The organism is Actinoplanes sp. NPDC051494 (assembly GCF_044454705.1).
GTDB lineage: Bacteria > Actinomycetota > Actinomycetes > Mycobacteriales > Micromonosporaceae > Actinoplanes.
Genome location: NZ_JBITDZ010000007.1, coordinates 260,804 through 284,631, shown reverse-complemented (window position 1 = coordinate 284,631; position 23,828 = coordinate 260,804). Strand labels below are relative to the sequence as shown.

Sequence of the window (23,828 nt, the reverse complement as noted above, 5' to 3'; positions counted from 1 at the left end):
GCCGCCAGCCTGGTCGCCGGCCGGCCCGGGCACAGTCGCGCCAGGGCGAGGGTAAAAGGTATATCCAGCACTAATGTGGGGGCCGCCGGGCCCGGGTAGCGTCGCGGTCATGCCGGCCCGCAACGCCCTCGAAGCGCTGGCCATGCGCCCGACCCGGTTCCTGGTGTCGTCCTGGCCGTGGCGCTCGCTCGCCTACCTGACCGGCGGCGCGCTGATCGGCTTCGCCACCATCTTCGTGGTGATCGGGCTGCTCACCGTCGGCCTCGTGCTGTCCGTGGTGGTCGTCGGCCTGATCTGCTACGTGGCGACGCTGCTGTCCGGGATCGCGGTCGGCCGCCTGGAACGGCGCCGGATGCGCCTCATCGACCACGACCCGCTGCCCGACCCGCACCGCCGGCCACCCGGTCCCGGCCTGCGCACCTGGCTCATGTTCCGCCTCCGCGAGCAGTCCACCTGGCGCGAGCTCGGCTACACCACGGTGTCCGCGCTGGTGCTGTGCTGGATGGACGCCACGATCGTGGCCGCGGCCCTGTTCATCCCGACGTCGTTCCTGTTCGCCCCGCTCTACGTCGACGACCGCCCGTTGAGCGTCACCCTGCCGCTGACCCTGGTGACCCCGCTCGCCCTGGTCATCGCCGCGTACCCGGTCACCGCCTGGGCCGGGGCCCGGGCCGCGATGGCCCGCGCGATCCTCGAACCCCGCAGCGACGACACCGACGCGAAACTGGTCGAGGTGACCCGCTCCCGCGCCCGGCTCGTCGACGCGTTCGAGGTGGAACGCCGGCGCATCGAACGCGACCTGCACGACGGGGCCCAGCAACGGCTCGTCGCCCTGAGCATGCAGCTCGGTCTGGCCCGTCTCGAGGTGGCGCCCGGTTCGAGCGCCGCGGCGTCGCTGGCCGCCGCGCAGGACCTCGCCCGGCAAGCCCTGGCCGAGCTGCGCGAACTGATCCGCGGCGTGCATCCCAAGGTGCTGACCGACCGGGGTTTCACGGCCGCGGTGGGGGAGGCGGCCGGGCATGCCCCCGTACCCGTCGACCTGGATCTCCGGGTGACCGGCCGGCTGCCGGACCCGGTCGAGGTGGCCGCGTACTTCGTCGTGGTCGAGGCGCTCGCGAACGTGGCCAAGCACAGCGCGGCCACCCGGGCCGCGGTCACCGCGTCGATCCACGACGGACGCCTGCACGTCGACGTCCGCGACGACGGCCGCGGCGGCGCCGACCCGGGCCGCGGCACCGGCCTGATCGGCCTCGCCGACCGGATCGCCGCGGTCGACGGCACGGTGGCGCTGTCCAGCCCACCCGGCGGGCCTACCCTGGTGCACGTGGAGATCCCGTGCGGGTAGTGATCGCCGAGGACAGCGTCATCGTCCGTGAGGGCATCGCCGGCATGCTCCGCCGCTTCGGCCACGACGTGGTCGCGGCCGTCGGCGACGCCCCGGCCCTGATGACCGCGGTCGCCGGCACGAAACCGGACGTGGTGGTCACCGACGTCCGGATGCCACCGGGCTTCAGCGACGAGGGCCTGCAGGCGGCGATCACGCTGCGCGCCACCGACCCGGACCTCCCGGTCCTGGTCCTCAGCCAGTACGTCGAGCAGACCTACGCCGCGGAACTGCTCGACTCGGGCCGCTCGGCGGGCGTCGGTTACCTGCTCAAGGACCGCATCGGCGAGGTCGAGGAATTCGTCGAGGCGCTCGAACGGGTGGCCGCCGGCCGCACGGTCGTCGACCCGGACGTGGTCCGCCAGCTCCTCGGCCGCCGCCACGACCCGCTGCGCCGGCTGACCCCCCGCGAACGCGAGGTCCTGGGCCTCATGGCCGAGGGCCGCTCCAACACCGCGATCGCCCGCACCCTGGTCGTCACGGAAGCCGCGGTGGCCAAACACATCGGCAGCCTCCTGGCGAAACTCGACCTCCCCCCGGACGCCGACGACCACCGTCGCGTCCGGGCCGTCCTCGCCTACCTCCGCGCCGGCTGAACCGCTTGCGGTGTGGTCCGGCGGGAGTTATGTTCGTCGGCTGCCCACCTCACGAACAGAGAAGGATGTGCTGGTGACGAACAGCGATGAGACGAACAGGGGCGAGACGAACAGCGGTGAGACGAACAGCGGTGAGCCGCGCCGGCCGGAGGTCACGACGGTCGAGATCATCGGTGGCCCGGAAGCGCTCGAGACCGGCCTTCGGGACCATGACGCCCGGTGGGCCCAGGAATACCTCCGGCACCGGCGCCTGATCCTCGACGCGCTCGCGGCGGTGGACGCCGAGGTCGAGCACATCGGGTCCACCTCGGTGCCCGGACTGGCCGCGAAGCCGATCGTCGACATCGTCGTCGCGGTGCCCGACATCACCGCGGAGGAGGACTACCTCGACGGGCTGCTGGCCGCCGGTTACGAGCTGCGGGTCCGCGAGCCCGGGCACCGGCTCGTGCGCACGCCGGCCCGCGACGTCCACGTGCACGTGTACGAGCGGGGGGCCGCGGCGGTGCACGACTATCTCCTGCTCCGCGACCACCTGCGCGCCGACGCGGACGACCGGGCCCTGTACGAGCAGGTCAAACGGGACCTGATCAGCCGGCGGTGGGACGACATGAACGACTACGCCGACGCCAAGAACGACGTCATCCACGCGATCAAGACCCGGGCCAGGGCAGCCCGGCGATGACCGGCAGCGTCTCCGACGGATTCCACACCTTCGACGAGCTGTACGAGTTCAGGCGGCTCTACCACGCGTACGCCGTCCGTTCCTGGCTGGCCGCCGGGTATCCCGTGGTCCGATCCTGGCGGCACCACGACGGTGAACCATGTTTCGGGGGCGGTTGGTTCATCGTCGTGGCGCAGCTTCCCACCGGCCAGGTCAGCAACCATTACCGGCCCGCGAGCTGGTCGTTGTTCGACGGCGTGCCCGAGGCCGCGACAGCACCCGGGTGGGACGGGCACACCACCGCCGACGTGACCCGCCGGCTGCGAGCCCTGCTGCAGGTCGCCGGCTCAGACGGCAGCGGGCAGGCGACGCCCCGAGAGCAGGGCGAACGCGGCCAGTGAGCCCGCCACGACGGCGTCGACCACGAGCACAAAAACGCGCTCGTCACCCAGCGGGGCGAGGACCGCACCCGCGACGAACGCGACCACCGCGGCGCCGCCCATGACCAGGCGCACCACGAGCCGGACCGCCACCGCCCGCCACCGCGCCGCGGCCAGCAGGGCCGTCGCACCCACGCAACCGCCCAGGCCCACGACGAGGAACGGCACCGCCAGGCCCGGGACCCGGTCGTCAAGAGCACCGGCCCCGGACCAGGCCAGCAGACCGAAAGCCACCGCGGCGAGGGCGTACATCTTGTTCATGACCTGGGACTTCCGCTCAGATGGGGAGGTCCGGTCATCATCGCACCCACGGCGGCGGATCCCGGGCGGGAACACGATCGTGGGCGGGACCGCGGGCGGGCGGGGGACGGCAACCACCCGTCCCGCCCGCGGCACCGACCGGGGTCACCGCAGGACGCGGGGCCCCGATCCGTCGCCGGCTACGCCGAGGGCGGCGGCGGGCGCGGCGGTGACGAGGTCTGGTCCGCCCCGGTCAAATCTGCTCCTCGGGGGCGCATTGTCCAAGGGCGTTGGCACCATGTGCGTACCCGCGCGCGGCCTGTCACGGCCGGGCCAGGAAACTCCGGGAGAGCCCGGAGCAGGACCACGCCGGCCGGGCGCCCACCCCGGCGTCGGCGGCGATGGGTATCCACCGCATGACCTGCAGTGTTCCCCGGCCGTGGTACAGCTGGGCTACCGTGCGCCCATGACGTTCTCGATCGTGGCGCGTTCGGCTGACGGCAGCGCGCTGGGAGTGGCCGTGGCGAGCAAGTTCCTGGGTGCCGGCGCGGCGGTGCCGGCCGCGCTCGCCGAGGTGGGCGCGGTGGCGACCCAGTCGTAAGCGAACCTCGCCTACCGCCCGCAGGCACTGGCCCTGCTGGGTACGGGCGTGGCGGCGGAGCAGACCGTGGCGGCGCTGATCGCCGGGGACGCCGGGCCGGTGGACCAGCGCCAGGTCGGCATGGTCGGCGTGAGCGGCGACGGTGCCACGTTCACCGGCGGCGCCTGTCATGACTGGGCCGGTGGCGCGGCCGGGGACGGCTACGCGATCCAGGGCAACATGCTGACCGGGCCGGAGGTCGTGGACGGGATGCGGGACACGTGGCTGGCGAACGCGGGGGTGGACCGGCTCGCGTACCGCTTGCTCGCCGCGCTGCGCGCCGGGGACGAGGCCGGCGGTGACCGGCGGGGGCGGCAGAGCGCGGCTCTGCTGGTGGTCGCCAAGGGCATGGGGTACGGCGGGACGAGCGACGTCGTCGTCGACCTGCGCGTCGACGACCACCCGGCACCGGTCACCGAACTGGCCCGGCTGCTGGAGATGCACACGTTGTACTTCGAGCGCCCGGATCCGGCGACGCTGCTCCCGCTCGACGGTGACCTGGGCGCCGAGGTCCGCGACCGGCTGAAGGCGGCCGGGCACCACACCGGTGACCTGGACGCCGACCTGGCCTCGTGGGCGGGCATCGAGAACCTCGAGGAGCGGGTCGTGGCCGGATCCATCGACCCGCTGGTCCTCGACGTTCTGCGAGCAGGTCGCTGACCGCCGGTGGGGGCGGGCCCTGAGCTCGGGTGGCAGGTCAGCCCGGCGGTGGCGGCACCCGGGTGGGGTCGCAGCCGGGTCGCGTGTGGACCGGGGCCCGGGCATCGGTCGTACTTTTGTCGGAGGGTCCCGCTATGGTCTCGCGCATGGGTCGCGCCGTGCGGTTCTTGAGCGCACGTTCGACCAACTGATCGCCGTCGCGGGGAGAGAGTGATCCGATGCCCGACTTCAACCAGCAGGATCTCGCCGGTGCCCGGTTCCGGTTCGTACGCTTGCGGGACGCCCGTTTCCACGAGGTGGATCTGTCCGGTGCGGTGATCCGGGGCGCCTACGCGAGCAGTCTGGAGCTCGCCGGGGATTTCGGGAAGCTGCTGGTCAACGGTGTCGACGTCATGCCGCTGGTCGAGGCCGAGCTGAACCGGCGCGATCCGGACCGGGCCGCGATGCGCCCCAGCGACCCGGCCGGTTTCCGCCGGGCCTGGCAGATCCTGGAACGACGCTGGCAACAGACCGTCGACCGGGCGCGGGAGCTGCCCGAGCCGCTGCTGCACGAGCGGGTCGACGGGGAGTGGTCCTTCATCGAGACCCTGCGGCACCTGTCGTTCGCGACGGACGCCTGGGTGGTGCGGGCGGTGCTGGGCGAGGCCGTGCCGTGGCATCCGCTCGACCTGCCGCACGACGACATGCCGGACTCCCCGGGCGTGCCCCGCGACCGCGATGCCCGGCCGTCGCTCGACGAGGTCCTGGCGGTGCGGGCCGGCCGGACGGCCACGATGCGCCGGGTCCTCGCGGAGCTCACCGACGAGAAACTGGACAGCTCGACCGAGCCGGTGACCGAGCCCGGATACCCCGAGCCGGAGAGCTATTCGGTACGCGATTGCCTGTCCACGATCCTCAACGAGGAGTGGGAGCACCACACGTTCGCCGAGCGGGACCTGGCCGTGCTGACCCCGGTGGTCGTGGCCGCGACCTGGGCGTGGGTGCGCGACGGCCGGCTGCTGGTGGTGCGGCCCGCCGGGCAGGACGCGTTCTTCCTGCCCGGCGGCACCCCGGAGGCGGGGGAGACGCTCGCCGAGACGACCGCGCGCGAGGTCGAGGAGGAGACCGGCCTGCGCGTGCCGGCCGGCCGGTTCACCCAGGTCCTCGAGACGGTCCTGCCCGCGTACGGCCGGCCCGGCACCAACGTGCGGCTGGTCTGCTTCACCGCCCCACCGGACGCTGTGCCCGACCGGGAGCCGGTGCCGACCTCGGAGATCGAGGAGGTCGCCTGGATCACCGCGGCCGACGCCCACCGCTGCGCCCCCGCGCTGCAGGCCGTCATTCCCCAGCTTCTGCCGGCCTGAGCAGGCTGCCCATCTCGCGTACGGCGGTCTCCAGATCCGTGTCCACCCCGCGGTCCCGCATCATCGTGAACGCGGGGTCGCCGGTGTCGGCGATCCGCCGGATCCCGGCCGCCGACGCGCTGACCCGTTCCCGGACGATCGCCACGAACGCATCGAGCGGCCCGGCCCACCCGTAGGAATCGAGCAGCAGCCGCAACCGGCGCGGCCGGTCCCCGAACGCGGTGAACCCCTCGGCGGCCACGACGTGCCGGGCGTGCAGCGGCACCCACGCGAACGCGGTGAAGGCCAGATCCCACTCCCGGGTCACCGGCCCGGCGAAATCCCAGTCGAAGAACCCCGTCAGGCGCCCGTGCCGCCACGCCGCGTTGTAGGGCCCGGCATCGTTGTGCCCGATGATCATCCCGGGAGCCCACCGCCCGCCATCGCGCCAGACCGCGTCCCCGGCGGGTACGAAATCCGCCACCGCCGCGTGGTAGTCCCGCAGCCAGACGCCGACCTGCCGCAAGGCATCATCGCTGTGCACCCACGCCGGCCACGGTCTCGTCTCGCCGACCGTCTCCCCGTCCAGGTAACCGAGCACCTCCCGGCCGCGCTCGTCGAACCCCCGGGCGACCGGCGCCCCGGTGAACCCCTCGGCCTCCAGATGCCGAAGCACCGCGTGCACCGAGGGCGACCAGGCCCCGGCCTCGCGCCGCACGGTGTCCCCGACCCGGACGGCCCCACCGGTGTTGCCCCCGGCGAGCCGGTTCTCCTGCTCCATGCCTCGCGAAACTAGTCGGCCCGCGCCGTGGTGACAGAATCGGGGGATGGTCACTGTCGGGATCGTGAGTCCGGGGTACATGGGCGCCGGGTTGGGCTGGGCGCTGCTCAAGGGCGGCGCCCGGGTCGTGGCCACGCTGGAGGGCCGTTCGGCGCGCACCGGGCGCCTCGCCGCCGGGGCCGGGCTGGAGATGCTGCCCACGCTCACCGAGGTGGTCCGCGCCGCCGACGTCCTGCTGTCGGTGACCCCACCAGACCGGGCCCTCGCCGCCGCCGGGAGCATCGCGGCCGCCGCCCGGGAGGCCGGTGTCACCCCGCTGGTCGCCGACCTGAACGCGGTCTCGCCGCTGACCCTGGCCGGGGTCATGGCCCGGCTCGACGGTCTGCCGCTGGTCGACGGGTCGATCTCCGGGCCGCCGCCGACCGCGACTCCCGGCGCGCGGATCTACCTGTCCGGGCCGCGGGCGGCCGAGGTCGCCGCACTGCCCTGGGCGGACCAGGTCGAGCCGGTGGTCCTGCCCGGCGACCCGGGTGCGGCCAGTGCGCTCAAGATGTGTACGGCCAGCGTCTACAAGGGCCTGACCGCGCTGGTGACCCAGGCGATGCGTACGGCGGACCGGCACGGCGTCCTCGACGAGGTCCTGGCCGACCTGGCCCGCAACGGCCTGGACAGCTCCGCGTCGGTGCCCCGTTCCGCGACGAAGGCGCACCGTTTCGTCGGCGAGATGCGCGAGATCGCCGCGACCCAGTCCGGCGCGGGTCTGACCCCGGCGCTGTTCGAGGCGTTCGCCGCCGTCTACGCGGACATCGCCACGACGGAGCTCGCGGACGCCGACCCGGAGTCGGTCCGCTCCCGTACACCGGCCGAGACCGTGGCGCTGCTCAGCGCGGCCGCACGCGGGCGGTGACCACCGCGGCGGTGTAATGCATGGGGAAGCTGCCGCCCGCCGCGTCGATGACGTCACCGAGGCCGGTGAGAATTGTGTCGAGGTCGGCCCGGGGGAGCGTGGTGTGCGTGCCGGTGGTCGGGACCTGGTCGAGCCACGCGTCGCGGGTGTACGTGTGTTCCCAGGTGAAGCGCCACTGCTCCGGTTCGTCGAACGCCTGGGAGCGGCGGATGTCGCCGGCCGCCTTGTCGAACCCGGCCGCGTAGGCGGCCAGGGCGGACTGCCCCGCCGGGAACGCCGGCAGGTCGGGCCGCACCCGGCGGTAGACCTCGGCGAACGCGGCCGCCGTCTGCGGTGGTGGGTCGCCGACGTTCCAGAACAGGGCCAGCCTGCCGCCGGGCCGGAGCACCCGGGCCGCCGCGGCCGGGCCGGCGACCGGGTCGATCCAGTGCCAGGCCTGCGCCGCGGTGACCAGATCATAGGTACGCCCGGCCGGGCCCCAGTCCTCGAACGTGGCCACCTCGGTCGTGATCCCGGGCCAGCGCGGCCATCCGGGCGTCGGGGTCGATGCCGAGCACGGTGCAGCCGGCCGCCTGGAACTGCCGGGCGGCGATGCCGGTGCCGACACCGACGTCGAGCACGTCGGGGCCGGGGGAGGCGGCGATGATCCGCTCGATCATGGCGGCGGGATAGCGCGGGCGGCTGCGGTCGTACCGTTCGGCGTCCGTACCGAAGGATTCGGCGGCGTTGCGGTGACGGTGTGGTTCCGCTGAAGTGGGCATGCGCCCACTCTAATGGGCGCACGCCCACTGAGAAAGTCCGGCGCACCACCCCGTGCGGAGGCGGTGCGCCGGATCGTTACGGGCGCGCGTTGCCGTAATACGCGTCCGGGCCGTGCTTGCGCTTGAAGTGGCGTTCCTGCAGGTGCCGCGGCGTGCTGGCGGCCGGGTTCAGCGCCAGCGTCTTGAGCGCCATCTCCGCGACGGCCTCGCAGATCACGGCGTACTCGACGGACTTGCCCGGGGTCGCGCCCCAGGTGAACGGCCCGTGGTTGGCGGCCAGCGCGGCCGGCATGCTCACCGCGTCCTCGTCGGTGCCGATCCGTTCGATGATCGCCTTCGCGGTGTTCAGCTCGTAGTCGTGCGCGCACTCCTCGACGGTCAGCTGCCGGGCCACCGGGACCGGGCCGTCGAACGAGTCCGCGTGCGTCGTGCCGAGCACCGGGATGTCGATCCCGGCCTGGGCGAACGCGACCGCGTTGGCCGAGTGGGTGTGCGTCACACCCCCGACCGACGGCCACAGCAGGTAGAACGCGCGGTGGCTCTCGCTGTCCACCGACGGGCGCAGGTCGCCCCCGAGCACCTTCCCGGTCGCCAGCTCGACCGGCACCAGCATGTCCGCGGTGAGGTCGTCGTAGGCCACCCCGGACGGCTTGATCACGTAGAGCCCGGCCTCCCGATCGATTCCGCTGACGTTTCCCCAGGTCAGCTGAGCCAGCCCGGCCTTCGGAATCACCAGGTTCGCCCGCAGCACAGCCTGCCGCAGCTCATCCGACCCGTATGTCGTCACGTCTCCATCACCTTCCGCCGTCGGTTGGACAACCGCAGCCAAAAACTATCCAACGCCGCTGGTCGCCGGGCAGGTGGGGACCGCGGCGGGCCCAGGGGGCACGCCGCGGTCGATCGTTGTCAGCCGGCCGGTGCGAACGTGATGCGCGAGCGCAACCGGCGGAAACCGGTCCGTTCCAGCTCCGCGAGCACCGCGACCCGGTACGCGTCCACGTCCGCGACCACCTCCCGGGCCCCACCGCCGGCGAGCGCCGTCACCGCGTCGGCGAGCAGGTCCGCCCGTGACTCCGCCCGCTCGCCGGGAAAGCCCAGGTAGACCAGCTGGGGGAAGCAGGCGTCACCGGCCGTGCCGGCCAGCCCCACCGGCACCCCGTCGCGCAGCGCCACCCGCCAGTCGTCCGGCGTCTCACCGGTCCAGGCGAGCGGGTCGGTGGCCAGGTCCACGCCGCCCACCACCAGGGCCGTCTCCGCCCCGGTCAGCACCTCCGGCCCGGCGATCGTGGCGACCAGCGCACGGATCTCCGCCGTACCGGTGGCCGGCCGGACCGTGTGCCGGCCGGAGGGCTCGGGCAGCGTGCCACCGGTCCAGGAGCAGCGGTAGCGTTCCCGTCCCTCGACCAGCCCGGCCAGCCGGGCCGCGGCCATCAGGCGCTCGCCCAGCTCCCGCACCCCGGGCTGGTTCCGCCAGTACGCGGGCAGCGCCATGTGGTAAACCATCCGGGCGCCGAGCGCCTCGTGGGCGGCGTCGAGCAGGGCGGCCCCGACCTCCGGGCCGGCCTCGAGATCGAAGCGCTCCAGCCGGGGCCGGCCGACCGCACCGGGCGGCAGCACCCAGGCGGCCCGGGCGACCACCCGGCCGTCGTCCAGCGCGACCCAGGTGTGCTCGGGCCGGAACCCGCCGGCCGCGAGCCCGTCGGCGTACGGCATCGTGCGGACCTGGGGGAGCGGATCGGTCATGGACTCGAACAGACTTTCCTCGCCCGCGACGAGCGGGCGGATGACCACAGCGGTCATAAGGCATTACCTCCGGCAGGGAACGCCCCGGATCAGTACCTCTTGATCAAGCCGAACGATCAAGGCCGCGTGGACGCCGGTACGCGGGCGGGGCGCAGAACATCGGACATTGTTCTGACCTCCTCCCAGCTCGACGGCGTACCCGAGAACGTATCACCGGCTGTCCGCGGCCCGTAAGGGTGGGCCGATCCGGGAAAGCCCGCGATCGTCGTCAGGTGTTGACAAGGATGAACTCGGAAATGCGGGCACATGTCGATGCTCTTCGATAGGTTCGCTGATGACTCATCCGCGTCGGGCCGGGGTTCCCGGTCCGCCGAAGGAAGGAAGCTCGACCGTGCGACGACTACTGGTGGCGATTACCGCCACAGTGCTGGCTCTCGCCGGGACGGCCGCCCCCGCCGCTGCCGCGCCCGCGCCCGGTGGCGCCGGACTGGGGGACGAGTATTTCCCCGACTACGGCAACAGCGGCTACGACGTGTCCCATTACGACATCCGGTTGCGGTATTACCCGGAGCAGGACCGGCTGACCGGGACCACGACGATCCTGGCCACCGCGCAGCAGGACCTCAGCTCGTTCAACCTCGATTTCATCCTGGACGTGGCCTCGATCCAGGTGAACAACCGGCCCGCGACGTTCAAGCGGGTGGGTGACCACGAGCTGGTGGTCACGCCGGCCCGGGCGGTCGCCGACGGGTCGGCGCTGACCGTCGTGGTCACGTATTCGGGGGTGCCGTCCAACAAGGTCGCCGCCGGGTACACGGCCTGGATCCGGACCCCGGACGGTGCCGTGGCGGTCGGGGAACCGGAGGAGGCGTGGTGGTGGTTCCCGAGCAACGACCACCCGTCCGACAAGGCTACGTTCGACGTCTCGGTCGCGGTGCCGGACGGCGTCGAGGTGATCAGCAACGGCGTCCAGCCGCGCAACCCGACGCCGGAGCTGCTGGGCTGGAGCCGGTGGTACTGGCGGTCGGCCAAGCCGCAGGCCACCTACCTGGCGTTCATCACGATCGGCCAGTACGACATCACCCGTGATGTCACCGCCGACGGCACCCCGGTGATCAACGCGTACTCGGAGCTGCTGCCGGACGACTTCGACGCCGCGGCGCGGGCCAGTGTCGAGCGGACCGCGGAGATCACCGACTGGGAGGCCGGCGTCTTCGGGCCGTGGCCGTTCACGGCGCGCGGTGGGGTGGTCACCCCGCCGTCGACGCTGGGCTTCGCGCTGGAGAACCAGACCCGCCCGAACTACTCGTCGGCGTTCTTCCGGGCCGGCGCCAACCCGTACGTCGTGGTCCACGAGAACGCCCACCAGTGGTTCGGCGACTCGGTCTCGGTCGCCCAGTGGAAGGAGATCTGGCTCAACGAGGGCTTCGCCAGCTACGCCGAGTGGATGTGGTCCGAGAAGGAGGGCGAGGGCACGGCCGATGAGATCTTCGATTATCTGTACGCCACCGAGCCCGCCGACTTCTGGACGGTCGAGCCCGGTGACCCGAGCGCCCCGCTGCTGTTCGACGGTGCCGTCTACGACCGTGGGGCGATGACGCTGCACCAGCTGCGCCACGCGGTCGGCGACGACGACTTCATCGCCATCCTGCGGACCTGGACCGCTCAGCACCGGTACGGCGACGCGACCACCGCCGAGTTCGTCGCGCTGTCGGAGCAGATCTCCGGGCTGGAGCTCGACGACCTGTTCGACACGTGGTTGTACACCCCGTCCAAGCCGGAGCTCACCGGCGCGACGACGGCCCGCAAGGCCGCCGCCGCCGTGGAGAAGCCGGTCTCGCTGATAAGGATCCAGCAGGGGCACGCCCTGATGCACGAGCACTGACGCACGAGCACTGACACACGAGCACTGACGCACGAGAAGGGGTGGTGCCCGGCCGGGCACCACCCCTTCTTTCAGGTCCGCGTCAGACGCCGAGCAGCGCCGAGACGAGGAACCCCACGAACGGCCAGCCGAGCGCGACCGCCGTCACCAGGGGCCACGCGCCCTTCAGCAGCCGGCCGCTGAGGAACGGGACCAGGGTCAGCACCCCGATGCCGATCGTCACGGCCACGACCACCTTCAGGTACGCGTGGTTCTCCGGTGCCGCCTCCCGCAGGTCGCTGTACAGGCGCATACCGAGGTAGGCGCCCAGCAGGACGTCGAGGATCGCGGCGGCCCCGAGGCCCCACCACCGCTGTGCCGGTGACGGCATCAGAGGATGTATCCCAGGTTGCCCGCCAGCGCCGCCCAGGACGCCCACGCGGCGGCGTAGTTGGCCGCCCGGCAGGCCTTGTTCTTGTTGCACCAGGTGGTGTTGGGCCCGGAGGCGACCACGCTGAGCCAGTGCACGCCGTACTTGCGGGTCAGTGAGAACGTGATCAGTTTGTTCGCCCCCTCGACGTGACCCGGCATCGACTGGAACCGGAACCCGTTGCCCCAGATGTCCTGCACCTTGACCGGACCGGCGCCGGTCAGCTTGCAGATCTTGCCCTTGACGAGTTTCTTGCAGTTGTTCGGGAAGGGGAAGTAGGACTGGAAGTGGTTCTTCCACTCCGTCATGACCTTCTTCGAGCTGATGAACGGGTTGTACCCCACCACGTACGAGTACGAGTACGAATAGCGCCCGTCGAAGTCCCGGCAGTTGACCGGGTCCGCGGTGCAGTACTCGTAGGCGTTGGCGTTCCCGCCGTAGACCGGGTCCACGGACAGGAAGCGGCCGGTGCCCGGGTTGTACAGCCGGACCCCCATGGTGATCAGCTCGGCGGTGTTGTCGGCGGAGCGCTGGGCCTCACCGAGGTACCCGTACCGCGGCCCGGTCCCGCCGGTGACGGGGTTGCCGTATTCGTCGTAGACATACGTGGCGGTCAGGCCGGCCGCCGGGTCCGCCGTGGTGGCCACGACGTCACCGTGCAGGTCGGTGATCATCCACTCCAGCCGCCCGGTCGCGCTGCTGTAGGTCGCCGCGACACCGCTCGCCCCGGAGACCGTACGGCTCCAGACGCTCCCCTCGCTGATCCACGCGGGGTTGTCCGAGTCGTCGGCGTAGTGGTTGCCGGTCGTGGTGGTCACGCCCGCGGCCGTGGTGCTGTACGCCGAGTACCGGGTGGTGAGCACGTCGAGCGTCTTCGTCGTGACCTCGCCGCCCTGGGTGATGCTGCGGGCCATGTCGTTGGTGTAGTACGTCAGGCTCGCGTCGGCGCCACCCCGCGCGTCGGCGCCCGGCAGGGTGAGGGTCCGGCCCAGGTCGTCGTACGTGTACCCCGCGTCGTCCACCCGGTCGGCGGTGTCGTAGCTCCAGGTGCGCGTCCGGCCCGCCGTACCGTCCTGGCAGCCGCCGTCCGCGGCCGGGTCGTGGGTGACCTGGCCGGTCCGGTTGCTGGCCTTGTCGAACGTGTAGTCGCGGACGACGCACCCGCTGGTGGCGGTGTTCAGCGATGCCGTGGTGAGACGGCCGGCCGCGTCGTACCCGTAGCTGCTGTCGGCGAGGTCGCTGCTGGTCCACCGCACCTTGGCGTCGGCGCCGTAGCCGGCGTAGTTGCCGTAGACGGTCGTCGAGCCACGCAGGTACTGCACGCCGGTCTGGGCGCCCTGCTCGTCGTAGTAGTGGTACACGCTCAGGCCGTTGGGCCAGTTCTCCGACGTGACGTTGCCGTTCGCGTCGTAGCTCGCGGTGAACGTGCCGGCCTGACTGTCCACGATCTGGTTCGGCAGCCCGTGGCCGTCGCCCGTGTCGTCGTACCCGATGGTCCGGGTGCCCTTGCCGTCGCTGACGGTCCGGGTCCGCGAGGCGATGTCGTATGTCGCGCTCGCCGTGTTGCCGCCGGCGTCGACGTATCCGGTGACCCGGCCCAGCGTGTCGTAGCTGCGGCTGATGACGGCCGTGACCGTGCCGGACGCGTCGACCTGCTCCGTACGGGCCGGTGCGCCGGTCGCGGGGTCGTACACCGATCGCTGGGTGCTGACCTGCTCGCCGGACGTGGATCCGCCGGTGATCGAGACCGTCACCGCCCGGCCCGCGGCGTCGTACGTGGTGGTGGACCGGCGGACCACGCCACCGCTGTTCTTCTCGACGGTGCCGGACGGCTGACCGGACATCGTGTACTCGGTGAACGACTCCGGGATCTCCGGATCGGATCCCGGCTGGGCGGCCGGCGCGGTGCGGCAGAGCAGCCCGGCCCACTCCGGGTGGTTGTCGCACTCGTCGTGACCCGAGCCGGTGCCGGCCCGGTAGTACGCGTACGTCATGGTCGCGGCGGTGGTGCCGTCCCCGGCCGGGGTGGTGGTCGTGACCACCTGACCGGCGCTGTCGTACTCGGTGCTGCTGGTCAGCGCCAGGCCCTGCGGGTCGACGACGACCGCGACCGGCTGCCGCAGGTCCCAGTCGTAGCGGGTGGCGGTGGTCCGGCTGCCGGCCTCCGCGCTGACCCCGGCCGCGGTCCAGTGCTGGACCGACTCGGTCCGCGAGGTGACCAGGTCGTACCGGGTGTCGGCGTCCTTCGCCCCCTCGTCGTAGCGGAACGCGGTGTGGTTGCGCCCGCGCACGACACTCCAGTCGGACAGCGAGACGTCGTGCTCGGGGCCGAACGTGTCGGTCGCCCGGGACCCGTCCGCGGTGTACCGGGTGACGGTGGACAGTGCCGACGCCAGCGCCGCCTCGGTGGTGGCACTGTCGGTGTCACTGGTCCACAGCGCCTGCTCCAGAGCGCGGGCGGTGAGGTGCTGCGTCTCGTTGCCGAAGATGTCGTACCACGTCGCGGAGACGTGCCAGCCCGGGTCCATGGTGTCGACCTCGCGGGCGTTGCCGTCGAGGTAGGTCACGGTGGCCTGGCGGTAGTCCGTGGGCGTCGTGCCGCTGGCCTGGTCGCCGTCGGGCACCTGGGTCGCCGGGAACACCGCGGTCGCGTCCACCGGGGCGACGTTCTGACCCCAGCGGGCGGTCTGGCCGGCCGCCATGTCCATCGGCGCGCCGGTGCCGGTCAGCGGCACCCGGTACACGACCGTGCTGGTCGCCGTGCCGGCGCTCAGCGCGGACCGGCTGACGTTCGCCAGCCGGCCCTTGCCCGGGTCGCCGGGGACGGTCGTGTACGCCAGCCGCCACGGCTCCTCGGCGGGTGGGGTGATCGTGGCGAGCAGACCGTCGGCGCCGTACGTGTACCCGGTGGCGAGGTGCTGACCGCCGTTGAAGTCCAGGCGGGGATCCCACGCGGACGCGAGCCGGCCGGCACTGTCGTAGCTGTACCGGGCCAGCACGGTGGTCACCATGGCGTTCTTCGCCGGGTCGAACGCCGTGTACGCCAGCTCCTTGACGCGGCCGGGGTAGTCACCGGCGGTGGCCGTGGTCCCGTACCCGAAGGTCAGGGATTTGCAGCCGGTGGTGGTCGCCGGTGCGGTCCTGCAGTCCACACCGGAGGGTGCTGGGGCGATGGCCCTCGTCGGGCGGACGATGTCCGTGCCGCCGACGGTGACCTTCTCCCACGACACGGCGGTGGTGTCCCCGGTGCCGACCGCGGCCGACGAGGTCGGGCTGAACACGCCGGCCGGGTCGGTGCCGCCCCGGGTGAACGTCGTGACGTTGCCCTGGGCGTCGGTGAGCAGGTAACCGGGCCCGGAGCTGAGGTACTCCAGCCGGTACTCCTCGCTGCCGAGCTGCGGCGTGAAGGAGGCGCCGGTGGACGTGGTGGCCTTCTTGGTGAAGTCGAACGTGTCGCCGTCCGGGGTGCCGACCTGCACCAGGCTGCCGGTGACGGTGAGCGCCCGGAACGTGTCCGCGGTCGTCACGATGGTCCCGGAGACCCAGCCGGTGCCGAAGAGCGGATCGGGGGCGCCCGCCTCGCGGGTGTTGAGGACCCGGGTGACCCCGAGCCCGGCGGCGGTCTCGGCGTCGGTCGCGCCGATCGTCAGGTTGCCGGTCAGCAGGTTCACCTCGCCGGGGCCGAGATCGGCGGTCGGCGCACCGGCGCGGTTGCGGTCGAGCGAGAAGTCGACGGTGTTGCTGGTGCCCGCGGTGCCGCCGGTGAACGACGCGCGGACCTGCAGCGGGCCGTCGAGCGCGTCGGGTCCCGCCTCGGCGGCGTTGACCGTCGTCTCGGTGTTCCAGGTGAGCCCCGGGAACCCGCCGGCGCCGGTGGTGGCGAGCGGCCAGGTGACCGCGCCGGATCCGGAGACCCGGGTGACGTCGGCCGCCGGGACGGTCAGCCAGGCGTCGGTCTCGGCGCGGCGCCACTGGTACGTGACCCCGGTCGTGGTGCCCGCGCCCTTGCCGGCGAGCAGGACCTTGCCGGCGCTGAGGTCGCCGTCCTCGGGGGAGCTGACCTCACCGATGCGGGAGTCGACGGTGAACGTGTGCGCCTTGATCGCGGACAGGTTGCCGGCCCGGTCGCGGGAGCGTACGTACAGCGTGTGGGAACCCGCGGTGGCCGGGGTGATCGACACCGAGGCGCTGCCCCCGACCGACGTGGCGTTGACGGCCGTGGCCGGCGGGTTCACGTCGAAGCCGTACAGGAACGCCGCGACGTCGGTGACACCGTTGGACCCGAAGCTGAACGTGCCCGCGGTGCCGGTGCTGCCCCCGGTGCCGCCGGCCGGGTAGGTCGACGACGACACGGTGGGTGCGGCGGCGGGCGCGGTGGTGTCCACCGTGAACTCGCAGTAACCGGACCACGCGCCGCCGACGGTGCCGTCGTTGCCCTGGACCCGCCACTTGTAGGTGGAGCCGTTGGCGAACGCGCCCGACGGGACCACGGTGCTGAGGGTGGCCCCGGACGCGGCGCTCGCGGTGGTCGCGCCACCGATCTTGGTGCCGGCCGCGTTGTACCACTCGAACACGCCCTTGACCGGGCTGGCCTCACCATCGGTGACGACGGTTTTCAGCGTGGGGGTGGCGGAGCTGACGTACGGCCGCCCGGTCCCGGTCACGCACGAGGTCGCCGGCGCGGTGGAGCGGGCACCGACCACCGGGTACGAGTTGTACGTGACGACCGCGTACGGCACCTGGGCGGAGATGTCGGCGTTGCGCGAGCGGAACTGCTTGAACGCGTTGCCGTCGGTCTCGCTGGTGGCCCGGATCCCCATGTACGCACGGGACTGGCCGGCGGTGGCGGCGCGCTGGAAGAACGAGGTGCCGCTGACCGCGACCCAGCCGTCGGCGCAGGACGTGCTGCCCTTGGTGGCCGTGGAGGTGGCTTCCTTGGTCTTCCAGGCCGGCTGGCTGCCCCAGCGGGTGTCCGAGCTGGCCGGGCCCGTGGACCAGATCTCCCAGCTGGTGGCGGTGCAGACCTGCGACCAGAAGTTGTAGAAGTTCACCGTGGCCGCGGTGATCTGCTTGCCGGCCAGCTTGGTGCTGTCCCAGTGCACGAAGGACCGGGCGATGTCCCCGCTGACGAGACCGAGCTGCAGGTCGTTGGCCCCACCGCGGTCGACCGTGTCGCCCTGCTTCACGTATGTGTCGAACGTGGTGTACAGCGGGTTGACCTGCGGGTCGACGACGACCGGGTACTCGGTGGCGGGATCGGTGAAGAACGCGTCGTCGGTGCCCACCGTCACGGTGACGCCGGTGCTGCGGCCGCTCTTCTTCCTGGTGATGCCGGCCGGGACCTTCGCGGTCTCGGCGGGACCGTCGGTGCCCGCCTCGGTCCCGGCGTCCCACATCTCCGGAGCCGGCACCGTGGCCAGCGGCGTGCCGGCGGCGTTGAGCAGGGTGGTGTTGCCCGCCTTGTCGACGCGGTGCGACGCGACCTTCACGCCGGTCACCGGCAGCTGCACGCCGTCGAGCCGGGTGGCCGCCTCCGGGGACTCCACCACGAAGAACGTCTCGGCGCCGGTCCGGGTGGCCTGCACCTGCAGGTCCACGCCGGGCATGACATCCGGGTACGTCGCTCGGCTGCCCTCGATCACCGGTGCGCCGAGCGCGCCGGTCCAGCCGATCGACATCCGGTTGTCCCCGACGCCGACGGCGGCGAGCTGGTGCGCGGTGTCGGTGGCCTGGGCCCCGGACAGCACCAGATCGGACGGTGCCGCCTTGGGGGAGACCGTGCCGTCCGCGTTGCGGACCAGATCGAGGTCGACCGGCACCCAGCCGGCGCCGCGCCGGACCCGCACCGGGGCGGCGCTGATGGTCTGCTCGACCTGGCCGGTCGGCAGCGCGACGGCGGTGCTCGTCTCGGTCGTCGCACCGGCGATCGCGACGTTCCCGCCGCAGAGCCGGGCGCTGATCAGCGCCGCGGCCTCGTCAGCCGCGGACGGGGGACAGGCGGTGGTGGTGGCGGGCGCCGGTGCGGCCACGGCCGGTGCGGCCGGGTTGGCCAGCATCCCGGCGACGACGGTGAAGGGAAGAACCGCCGCGATCACAGTGGACCGTGGTGGTATGGTCACTCTGCGTGACCATAAAGGGGTGCGAAGCATGGAACCTCATCACTGGATGATCTTTGGGGCGCGCGCGCTCCGAAGGGGGACCACGACCGATTTCGGTGATCCGGAAAGGGAGAATGCCATGCGCGGCCCCGTCGTGCTGCCCCGTCCGATTTGCCTGACCGGCGACCGTCCGCTCAGGACGCGACGGGGGGAGACGCGACGGGGGGATCAGCCCGGATTCAGCTCAGCGTCGCGGCGTCGGCGGCGTCGCGGCCGGACTCCCAGCCCTCTTCGTTGTCGACGCGGAAACCGCGCCCACGGACCGTACGCGGGAAGGCCTTCTCCCGGGCCTCGACCACCTGGACCTCGCGGGAGCGCAGCACCGGGACCAGCGCGGTACGGTCGTCGGCCTCGGCGAGGGCGGCGCGGGCGGCCTCGCCGAGGCGCTCGCCGATCCGGACCGCGTACCCGACCAGGAACGACTGCCGGAACGTCTTGAGGCGCCCCCGCCCGGCCTTGCCGCCCGGGGGCTCGGCGCGGGCCATCGCGCGATGGGCCTGGACCAGCAGCGACGCGTGCAGCAGGTCGACCGCGTCGAGGTCGGCGTCGAAGCCGAACAGCGTGGCGAAACCGAACTCCGGCGACCAGACCACCTGACAGCGGTTGGCGCCGGCGACCGCGCTGAGCAGCGACGCCTTCTCGCTCTCATAGGGGTGGTCAAGACCGATCCGCCGGGCGTACGGGGTGACGACGGTGTCCCCGGCCGCCCCGATCAGCGCCTCGTCGAGACTGTGCCGGGAGATCAGCTCCTGGGCCTTGGCGCTGTAGGCCTCCGCCTCGGCGGGGAACGTCGTCGACTCCGCCTTGGCCAGCAGCGCGCGCACCCGGGTGAGCATCGCCTCGGAGCCCGCCGTCCGGGCCGGCGCCGCGACCTGACCCGGCGGCGGCACCAGCGTCTCGATCGACGGCAGCACGGCGAAGACCCGCAGCACCCCGAGCACCGCGTCGATCAGGGTCACCCGGTCGGTGCGCCGGTGCCGGAGCACCTGGGTGAGGTATTCGTTGTCGGCGCCCCACCAGGGCTTGGCGCCGAGCTCGTCGGTCTGCGCCCGCCACCGCGGGTCGACATTCTTGACCTTGAACCCGCGCAGGTGGGCGGCGATCGCGTCGACGGCCAGGTGCGCCCACGCCGGATCACCGCGCCGCGCGACGACCCGGTGCAGCTCGGCGGGCTGCCACCCGCGGCCGAGCAGGCGCGCGGCCCCGTCGAACAGCATCCCGGCCAGCACCGGATCCACCTCGGCCGCGGGCGCGACGGTGAGCACATCGAGCCCGTCCTCGTACCCGAGCCGACCACCCACGACGGCCGTGACCGTCTCCCGCACCGATTTCACCGGCCCAGCGTAGTGACCAGGTCGGACGATCTCCCAATCGAGAGCTCCGGCGGTGACGACCGGCCGGTAGCGATTCTCGTACGGGTGCCCGGTCTCCAGCGCGGTCGCCGTCTTCTCGAGCAGTTCGGCGAGTGATCCGGGCCACCCCTCGAACCGGGTCCCCTCCTCGGGGTCGAACTCGCCGACCCGCCCGTTCCCGCCCGTGGTCCGGTCCACCACCAGGTATCCGCCGCCCACGAACGTCGCGAACGGCACGTACCCGCGGTCCCACCACCGCTCCACCCCGCTGTCCGGCGCGTTCCCCAGGACCTGGCAGGTGAGCGCCCACTCGGCAACGATCTCGCCGGCGCCGATGAGCTGGAAGAACGGCGGCAGCGTGAAACCGGCCCCGGCCCCGGCCCCGGTCGCGCCGTCGTGCCGGCGCAGCGAGGCGACCAGATCGGCCGGGAAGCTCACCGACATCCGGCGCTGGGTCCGTTCGACGAGCTCGGCCGGGGCCGGCGCCCGCAACGTCCGGCGCGTCACCGGGGCATGCCCGGCCAGCCAGTCCTCGATCCGCTGCCACGCGGCGCCGACCCGCGCGACGGTCGCGGCGTCCGCCCGGGCCGGCGTGACCCCGGCGGCGTTCCGGGGGCAGGCCTCCCGGCTCGGCCTCGTGGGCGCTGCTGTCCGGGGCGCCACAGTGACCTCCGGCACCGGTTCGGCGCTGCCGGGGATGATCCCCTGCACGATGAACGTGCGGCTCAGCCCGAGACCGACGATCGTCAGACCGGCGGCGGCCAGTACCAGGACCACGGCGATCCCGGCCAGGGTGATCAGCATCCGCCGCCGGCCGGGGGTCCGCCGGTGCGCTTTCCCGTGTGCCGGCGCCGGGACGCCGGCACCGGCCCGCAGCATCGGATCCAGCCACTGCCAGGCCACCGCTGCGACGTCCGGCGGCAGCACGGCGGGTATCCGTCCGGCCGGCGGGACGGGCAGGTCCGCGTACCCCTCGTCGTCACCGACGGTGAGCACCGCGGTGGCGACGCCGTGCGCACCCAGCGCGGTCACCGCCAGGGTCGTGTCCTCGACTGCGCCGGGTCCGCCGGTGACGACGATCGCCGGAGCCCCGAGCCCGCGCGCAAGGTCCGTCAGCGTCCACCCACCCCGGCCCACCGGCGCCGCGAATCCCACCGCCGACGCGACGAGCACCAGCCCGTGCCCCGTCAGCAACGCCGACACCAGCGCCCCGGCCTCCCGTGCCCCGGCCTCCCGCGCCCCGGCTTCCCGCGGGCCGGCCTCCCGCGCCCCGGTCTCTTGCGCCGGGGCCGGTGAACTCCCGCCATCCCGCACGTCCACCCAGGTCGCGACCCGCTTCCGCAGCTCGGCGCGCACCGCTTCCGGCGCGGGCCCGACGAGCACCAGGGCCACCCGCACGCTCGCCGCGGCGGCCAGCGCGGCGGCCGCGACCTGCCAGTCCACGCCCGGGGACGTGCCGGCGATGATCCAGGCCCCACCACGGGGCCAGGGACCAGGTCCGCTCATCGCCTCATTCCACCACGAATACGCATGGATCGGACCGGCAACCCAGCGCGCGGGCTACCGGTCCGAAAAGGGTCAGGCCGTGGGGGTCAGGCCGTGGGGGTCAGCCGATCGGGACCGGTTCGCGGACGGGGGCCTGCGGCTCGGGGGTGGCCCGCAGCTTGTCACCCTCGACGTCGACATCCGGCAGGACGCGGTCCAGCCAGCGGGGGAGCCACCAGGCCCGGCGCCCGAGCAGCGTCATGACGGCCGGGACCAGCGTCATCCGGACCACGAACGCGTCGAGCAGGATGGCCGCCGCGAGCGCGAAACCGATCGACTTGATGATGGTGTCGTCGGCGAGGATGAAGCCCGAGAAGACGCTGATCATGATGATCGCCGCAGCGGTCACCACCCGGGCACCGTGGCTGAAACCGTTCACCACCGCCTGCTTCGACTCCGCCCCGTGCACGTGCTCCTCGCGCATCCGGCTGACCAGGAAGACCTCGTAGTCCATGGCCAGGCCGAACACGATGCCGATGAGCAGCACCGGGATCAGGCTCACGATCGGGCCGGTCTCCGCGACGCCGAGCAGGCCGGACAGCCAGCCCCACTGGAACACCGCGACCACCGCGCCGAACGTCGCCGCCACGCTGAGCAGGAAGCCCAGGATCGCCTTCAGCGGCACCAGCACCGAGCGGAAGAGCAGGGTCAGGAGCAGGAAGGCCAGAATCACGATCACCGCCAGGTACGGGATGAGCGCCGCACCCATCCGGTCCGAGATGTCGATGCTGACCGCGGTGGTACCGGTGACCGAGAGTGGCTGGTCCAGGTCACGGATCGCGGTGACGAGGCCGACGGTCGCCTCGCTGTCCGGCGCGCTGGCCGGGACGACCTGGATGATGGCCGTGTCACCGGCCGGGTTCAGGATCGCGGGGCTGACCGCGGCCACGTCCGGCAGGGCCCCGATGGTGTCCGCGGCGGCCTTCGGATCGGCGCCGGCGGCCGCGTCCACGACCACGATCAGCGGCCCGTTGAAGCCCGCGCCGAAGCCGTCGCTGAGCAGGTCGTACGCCTTGCGCTGGGTGGTGTCGGCGGCCATCGTGCCGTCGCCGGGCAGGCCGAGGCGCAGGTCGAGCGCGGGGATCGCGATCACCAGCAGGCCCAGGACGGCCACGGCGACGGTCAGCGCGGGACGGCGGGTGACCAGGGCGGCCCAGCGGCGCCCGGCGCTGCCGGCGGACTCCGGGTCCCGGGTGCGGCTGCGCTTCGAGACGATCCGGTCGCCCGCGAAGCCGAGCATGGCCGGCAGCAGGGTCAGCGCGATGAACACGGCGATGACGACCGCACCGGCCGCGGCCAGGCCCATCTGGGTCAGGAACGGGATGTTCACCACGGCGAGCGCGGCGAGCGCGATGACCACGGTCAGGCCGGCGAACGTGACCGCCGAACCCGCCGTACCGACCGCGTACCCGGCCGCCTCCACGCCGGTGCGGCCCCGGGCGATCTCGTGGCGGTACCGGGAGACGATGAACAGCGCGTAGTCGATGGCGACGGCCAGCCCGAGCATCAGCGCGAGCGTCGGGGTGGTGCTGCTGAGCCCGACGAAACCGGAGACGATCTGCACGCCGGCGATCGCGGCGCCCACCCCGAGCAGCGCGGTGAGCAGCGGCAACCCGGCCGCGACGAGCGAACCGAACGTGATGAGCAGCACGATCGCGGCGACCCCGAAGCCGATCACCTCACCCGCGCCCTGCTCACCGGGCTCCTGCATGGCGTCCCCGCCGGCCTCGGCGGTCAGGCCCGCGTCGCGCCCGGTGCCGAGCGCGTCGAGCACCGCCTCCCGGTCGGCCGCGGTCAGTTCGTCGGCCTGCACCTTGTACGAGACGGTGGCGTACCCGACGGTGCCGGCCGGGTTGACCGCGCCCTCGAGCGGGTCGGAGACGTTCACGACCTGGCCGCCGGTCCTCAGCTCGGCGACGGTCTCCTCGATCGCGGCCTTGTTCGCCGCGTCGGTGAGTTTCGTGCCCTCCGGGGCGGCGAACACCACCCGGGCCTGGGCGCCCCCGGCCCCAGCCTGCGGGAACCGCTCCGCGAGCAGATCCTGGGCCTGCTGCGCCTCGGTGCCGGGGATGGAGAAACTGTCCGAGGTGGGACCGCTGAGGGTGAACGCCCCCACGCCGAGGGCGGCGATAAGTGCCAGCCACAACGTGAGGACCAGTTTGCGTCGCTGGAAGCTCAGCTTGCCGAGCCGGTACAGGTAGGTAGCCACCCCAGAACGGTCCCGTGCGGCGGATCGGAAAGCGTCGTCCGTGCGCAGGCGGTGCGTACCATGATCGTGGTAACCGTGCGTGCCGCCGCGTACTGCGCTGGGAGGACGTCCGGGGGCCCGCTCCCGCGTACGGTG

At 72.7% G+C, this 23,828-nt stretch carries 15 protein-coding genes and 2 pseudogenes; 8 read left to right on the top strand and 9 right to left on the bottom strand.

Going from position 1 to position 23,828, the window contains the following annotated elements; all coding sequences use genetic code 11:
- Positions 1–109 precede the first annotated feature (109 nt).
- The 4 genes from ACIA6A_RS24790 (at position 110) to ACIA6A_RS24775 (ending at position 3,042) form a co-directional block, all read left to right on the top strand.
- Positions 110–1,345, top strand: coding sequence for a sensor histidine kinase (locus ACIA6A_RS24790; protein ID WP_396100221.1), 1,236 nt, complete (start codon positions 110–112; stop codon positions 1,343–1,345).
- A gap of 44 nt (positions 1,346–1,389) precedes the next feature.
- Positions 1,390–1,980, top strand: a complete 591-nt coding sequence (locus tag ACIA6A_RS24785) for a LuxR C-terminal-related transcriptional regulator (protein WP_396100358.1) — start codon at positions 1,390–1,392, stop codon at positions 1,978–1,980.
- A gap of 73 nt (positions 1,981–2,053) precedes the next feature.
- Positions 2,054–2,662 carry a GrpB family protein gene (locus ACIA6A_RS24780; protein ID WP_396100220.1) on the top strand — a complete coding sequence of 203 codons (609 nt, stop codon included), beginning with the start codon at positions 2,054–2,056 and terminating at the stop codon, positions 2,660–2,662.
- The gene (locus ACIA6A_RS24775) at positions 2,659–3,042 is read left to right on the top strand and encodes a hypothetical protein (protein ID WP_396100219.1); all 384 of its coding nucleotides are present in this window, start codon (positions 2,659–2,661) and stop codon (positions 3,040–3,042) included. Before ACIA6A_RS24780 ends, ACIA6A_RS24775 begins: the two co-directional genes overlap by 4 nt.
- On the opposite strand, the gene ACIA6A_RS24770 is transcribed toward ACIA6A_RS24775, so the two are convergent.
- Positions 2,989–3,342, bottom strand: coding sequence for a hypothetical protein (locus ACIA6A_RS24770; protein WP_396100218.1), 354 nt, complete (start codon positions 3,340–3,342; stop codon positions 2,989–2,991). The two genes, ACIA6A_RS24775 and ACIA6A_RS24770, sit on opposite strands and share 54 nt — an antisense overlap.
- A 445-nt stretch (positions 3,343–3,787) precedes the next feature.
- On the opposite strand from ACIA6A_RS24770, the pseudogene ACIA6A_RS24765 reads away from it, so the two are divergent.
- Positions 3,788–4,621 (top strand): annotated as a pseudogene (locus ACIA6A_RS24765) (DUF1028 domain-containing protein).
- A gap of 218 nt (positions 4,622–4,839) precedes the next feature.
- Positions 4,840–5,964 carry a DinB family protein gene (locus tag ACIA6A_RS24760; protein WP_396100217.1) on the top strand — a complete coding sequence of 375 codons (1,125 nt, stop codon included), beginning with the start codon at positions 4,840–4,842 and terminating at the stop codon, positions 5,962–5,964.
- Here ACIA6A_RS24760 and ACIA6A_RS24755 read toward each other — a convergent pair.
- Positions 5,939–6,724, bottom strand: coding sequence for a phosphotransferase (locus ACIA6A_RS24755; RefSeq protein ID WP_396100216.1), 786 nt, complete (start codon positions 6,722–6,724; stop codon positions 5,939–5,941). The genes ACIA6A_RS24760 and ACIA6A_RS24755 overlap by 26 nt on opposite strands.
- Before the next feature lie 46 nt (positions 6,725–6,770).
- Between ACIA6A_RS24755 and ACIA6A_RS24750 the strand changes: the two genes are divergently transcribed.
- Complete coding sequence (locus ACIA6A_RS24750) at positions 6,771–7,631, top strand: DUF1932 domain-containing protein (RefSeq protein ID WP_396100215.1); 861 nt, start codon at positions 6,771–6,773, stop codon at positions 7,629–7,631.
- Here the strand turns inward: ACIA6A_RS24750 and ACIA6A_RS24745 are convergent.
- From ACIA6A_RS24745 to ACIA6A_RS24735, 3 genes and pseudogenes are all read right to left on the bottom strand, one after another.
- Positions 7,606–8,290: pseudogene (locus ACIA6A_RS24745) on the bottom strand (class I SAM-dependent methyltransferase). The gene ACIA6A_RS24750 and the pseudogene ACIA6A_RS24745 sit on opposite strands and share 26 nt — an antisense overlap.
- A 178-nt stretch (positions 8,291–8,468) precedes the next feature.
- Positions 8,469–9,179, bottom strand: a complete 711-nt coding sequence (gene araD, locus ACIA6A_RS24740) for an L-ribulose-5-phosphate 4-epimerase AraD (RefSeq protein ID WP_396100214.1) — start codon at positions 9,177–9,179, stop codon at positions 8,469–8,471.
- A gap of 119 nt (positions 9,180–9,298) precedes the next feature.
- Positions 9,299–10,192, bottom strand: coding sequence for an acetyltransferase (locus tag ACIA6A_RS24735; protein WP_396100213.1), 894 nt, complete (start codon positions 10,190–10,192; stop codon positions 9,299–9,301).
- Between the two features lie 277 nt (positions 10,193–10,469).
- Here ACIA6A_RS24735 and ACIA6A_RS24730 point away from each other — a divergent pair, with 277 nt between their 5' ends.
- Positions 10,470–12,020, top strand: a complete 1,551-nt coding sequence (locus tag ACIA6A_RS24730; protein WP_396100212.1) for a M1 family metallopeptidase — start codon at positions 10,470–10,472, stop codon at positions 12,018–12,020.
- Between the two features lie 82 nt (positions 12,021–12,102).
- Here the strand turns inward: ACIA6A_RS24730 and ACIA6A_RS24725 are convergent, their stop codons facing one another.
- The 4 genes from ACIA6A_RS24725 to ACIA6A_RS24710 all read right to left on the bottom strand — a co-directional run bounded on the left by ACIA6A_RS24725 (position 12,103) and on the right by ACIA6A_RS24710 (position 23,693).
- Positions 12,103–12,390, bottom strand: a complete 288-nt coding sequence (locus ACIA6A_RS24725) for a hypothetical protein (protein WP_396100211.1) — start codon at positions 12,388–12,390, stop codon at positions 12,103–12,105.
- Positions 12,390–18,548 carry an RHS repeat-associated core domain-containing protein gene (locus ACIA6A_RS24720; RefSeq protein WP_396100210.1) on the bottom strand — a complete coding sequence of 2,053 codons (6,159 nt, stop codon included), beginning with the start codon at positions 18,546–18,548 and terminating at the stop codon, positions 12,390–12,392. The genes ACIA6A_RS24725 and ACIA6A_RS24720 overlap by 1 nt, the downstream gene beginning before the upstream one ends.
- Before the next feature lie 218 nt (positions 18,549–18,766).
- Positions 18,767–21,445, bottom strand: a complete 2,679-nt coding sequence (locus ACIA6A_RS24715) for a DUF2786 domain-containing protein (RefSeq protein WP_396100209.1) — start codon at positions 21,443–21,445, stop codon at positions 18,767–18,769.
- A gap of 100 nt (positions 21,446–21,545) precedes the next feature.
- A complete protein-coding gene (locus tag ACIA6A_RS24710; protein WP_396100208.1) occupies positions 21,546–23,693 on the bottom strand; it encodes an MMPL family transporter in 2,148 nt (715 codons plus the stop codon).
- Between the last annotated feature and the right edge of the window lie 135 nt (positions 23,694–23,828).

Bases quoted from the DNA above. Each gene is read 5' to 3' on its own strand.
- ACIA6A_RS24790 (WP_396100221.1), top strand. From the start codon at position 110: ATGCCGGCCCGCAACGCCCTCGAAGCGCTGGCCATGCGCCCGACCCGG.
- ACIA6A_RS24785 (WP_396100358.1), top strand. From the start codon at position 1,390: ATGCTCCGCCGCTTCGGCCACGACGTGGTCGCGGCCGTCGGCGACGCC.
- ACIA6A_RS24775 (WP_396100219.1), top strand. From the start codon at position 2,659: ATGACCGGCAGCGTCTCCGACGGATTCCACACCTTCGACGAGCTGTAC.
- ACIA6A_RS24770 (WP_396100218.1), bottom strand. From the start codon at position 3,342: ATGAACAAGATGTACGCCCTCGCCGCGGTGGCTTTCGGTCTGCTGGCC.
- ACIA6A_RS24760 (WP_396100217.1), top strand. From the start codon at position 4,840: ATGCCCGACTTCAACCAGCAGGATCTCGCCGGTGCCCGGTTCCGGTTC.
- ACIA6A_RS24755 (WP_396100216.1), bottom strand. From the start codon at position 6,724: ATGGAGCAGGAGAACCGGCTCGCCGGGGGCAACACCGGTGGGGCCGTC.
- ACIA6A_RS24750 (WP_396100215.1), top strand. From the start codon at position 6,771: ATGGTCACTGTCGGGATCGTGAGTCCGGGGTACATGGGCGCCGGGTTG.
- ACIA6A_RS24735 (WP_396100213.1), bottom strand. From the start codon at position 10,192: ATGACCGCTGTGGTCATCCGCCCGCTCGTCGCGGGCGAGGAAAGTCTG.
- ACIA6A_RS24730 (WP_396100212.1), top strand. From the start codon at position 10,470: ATGACTCATCCGCGTCGGGCCGGGGTTCCCGGTCCGCCGAAGGAAGGA.
- ACIA6A_RS24725 (WP_396100211.1), bottom strand. From the start codon at position 12,390: ATGCCGTCACCGGCACAGCGGTGGTGGGGCCTCGGGGCCGCCGCGATC.
- ACIA6A_RS24715 (WP_396100209.1), bottom strand. From the start codon at position 21,445: ATGAGCGGACCTGGTCCCTGGCCCCGTGGTGGGGCCTGGATCATCGCC.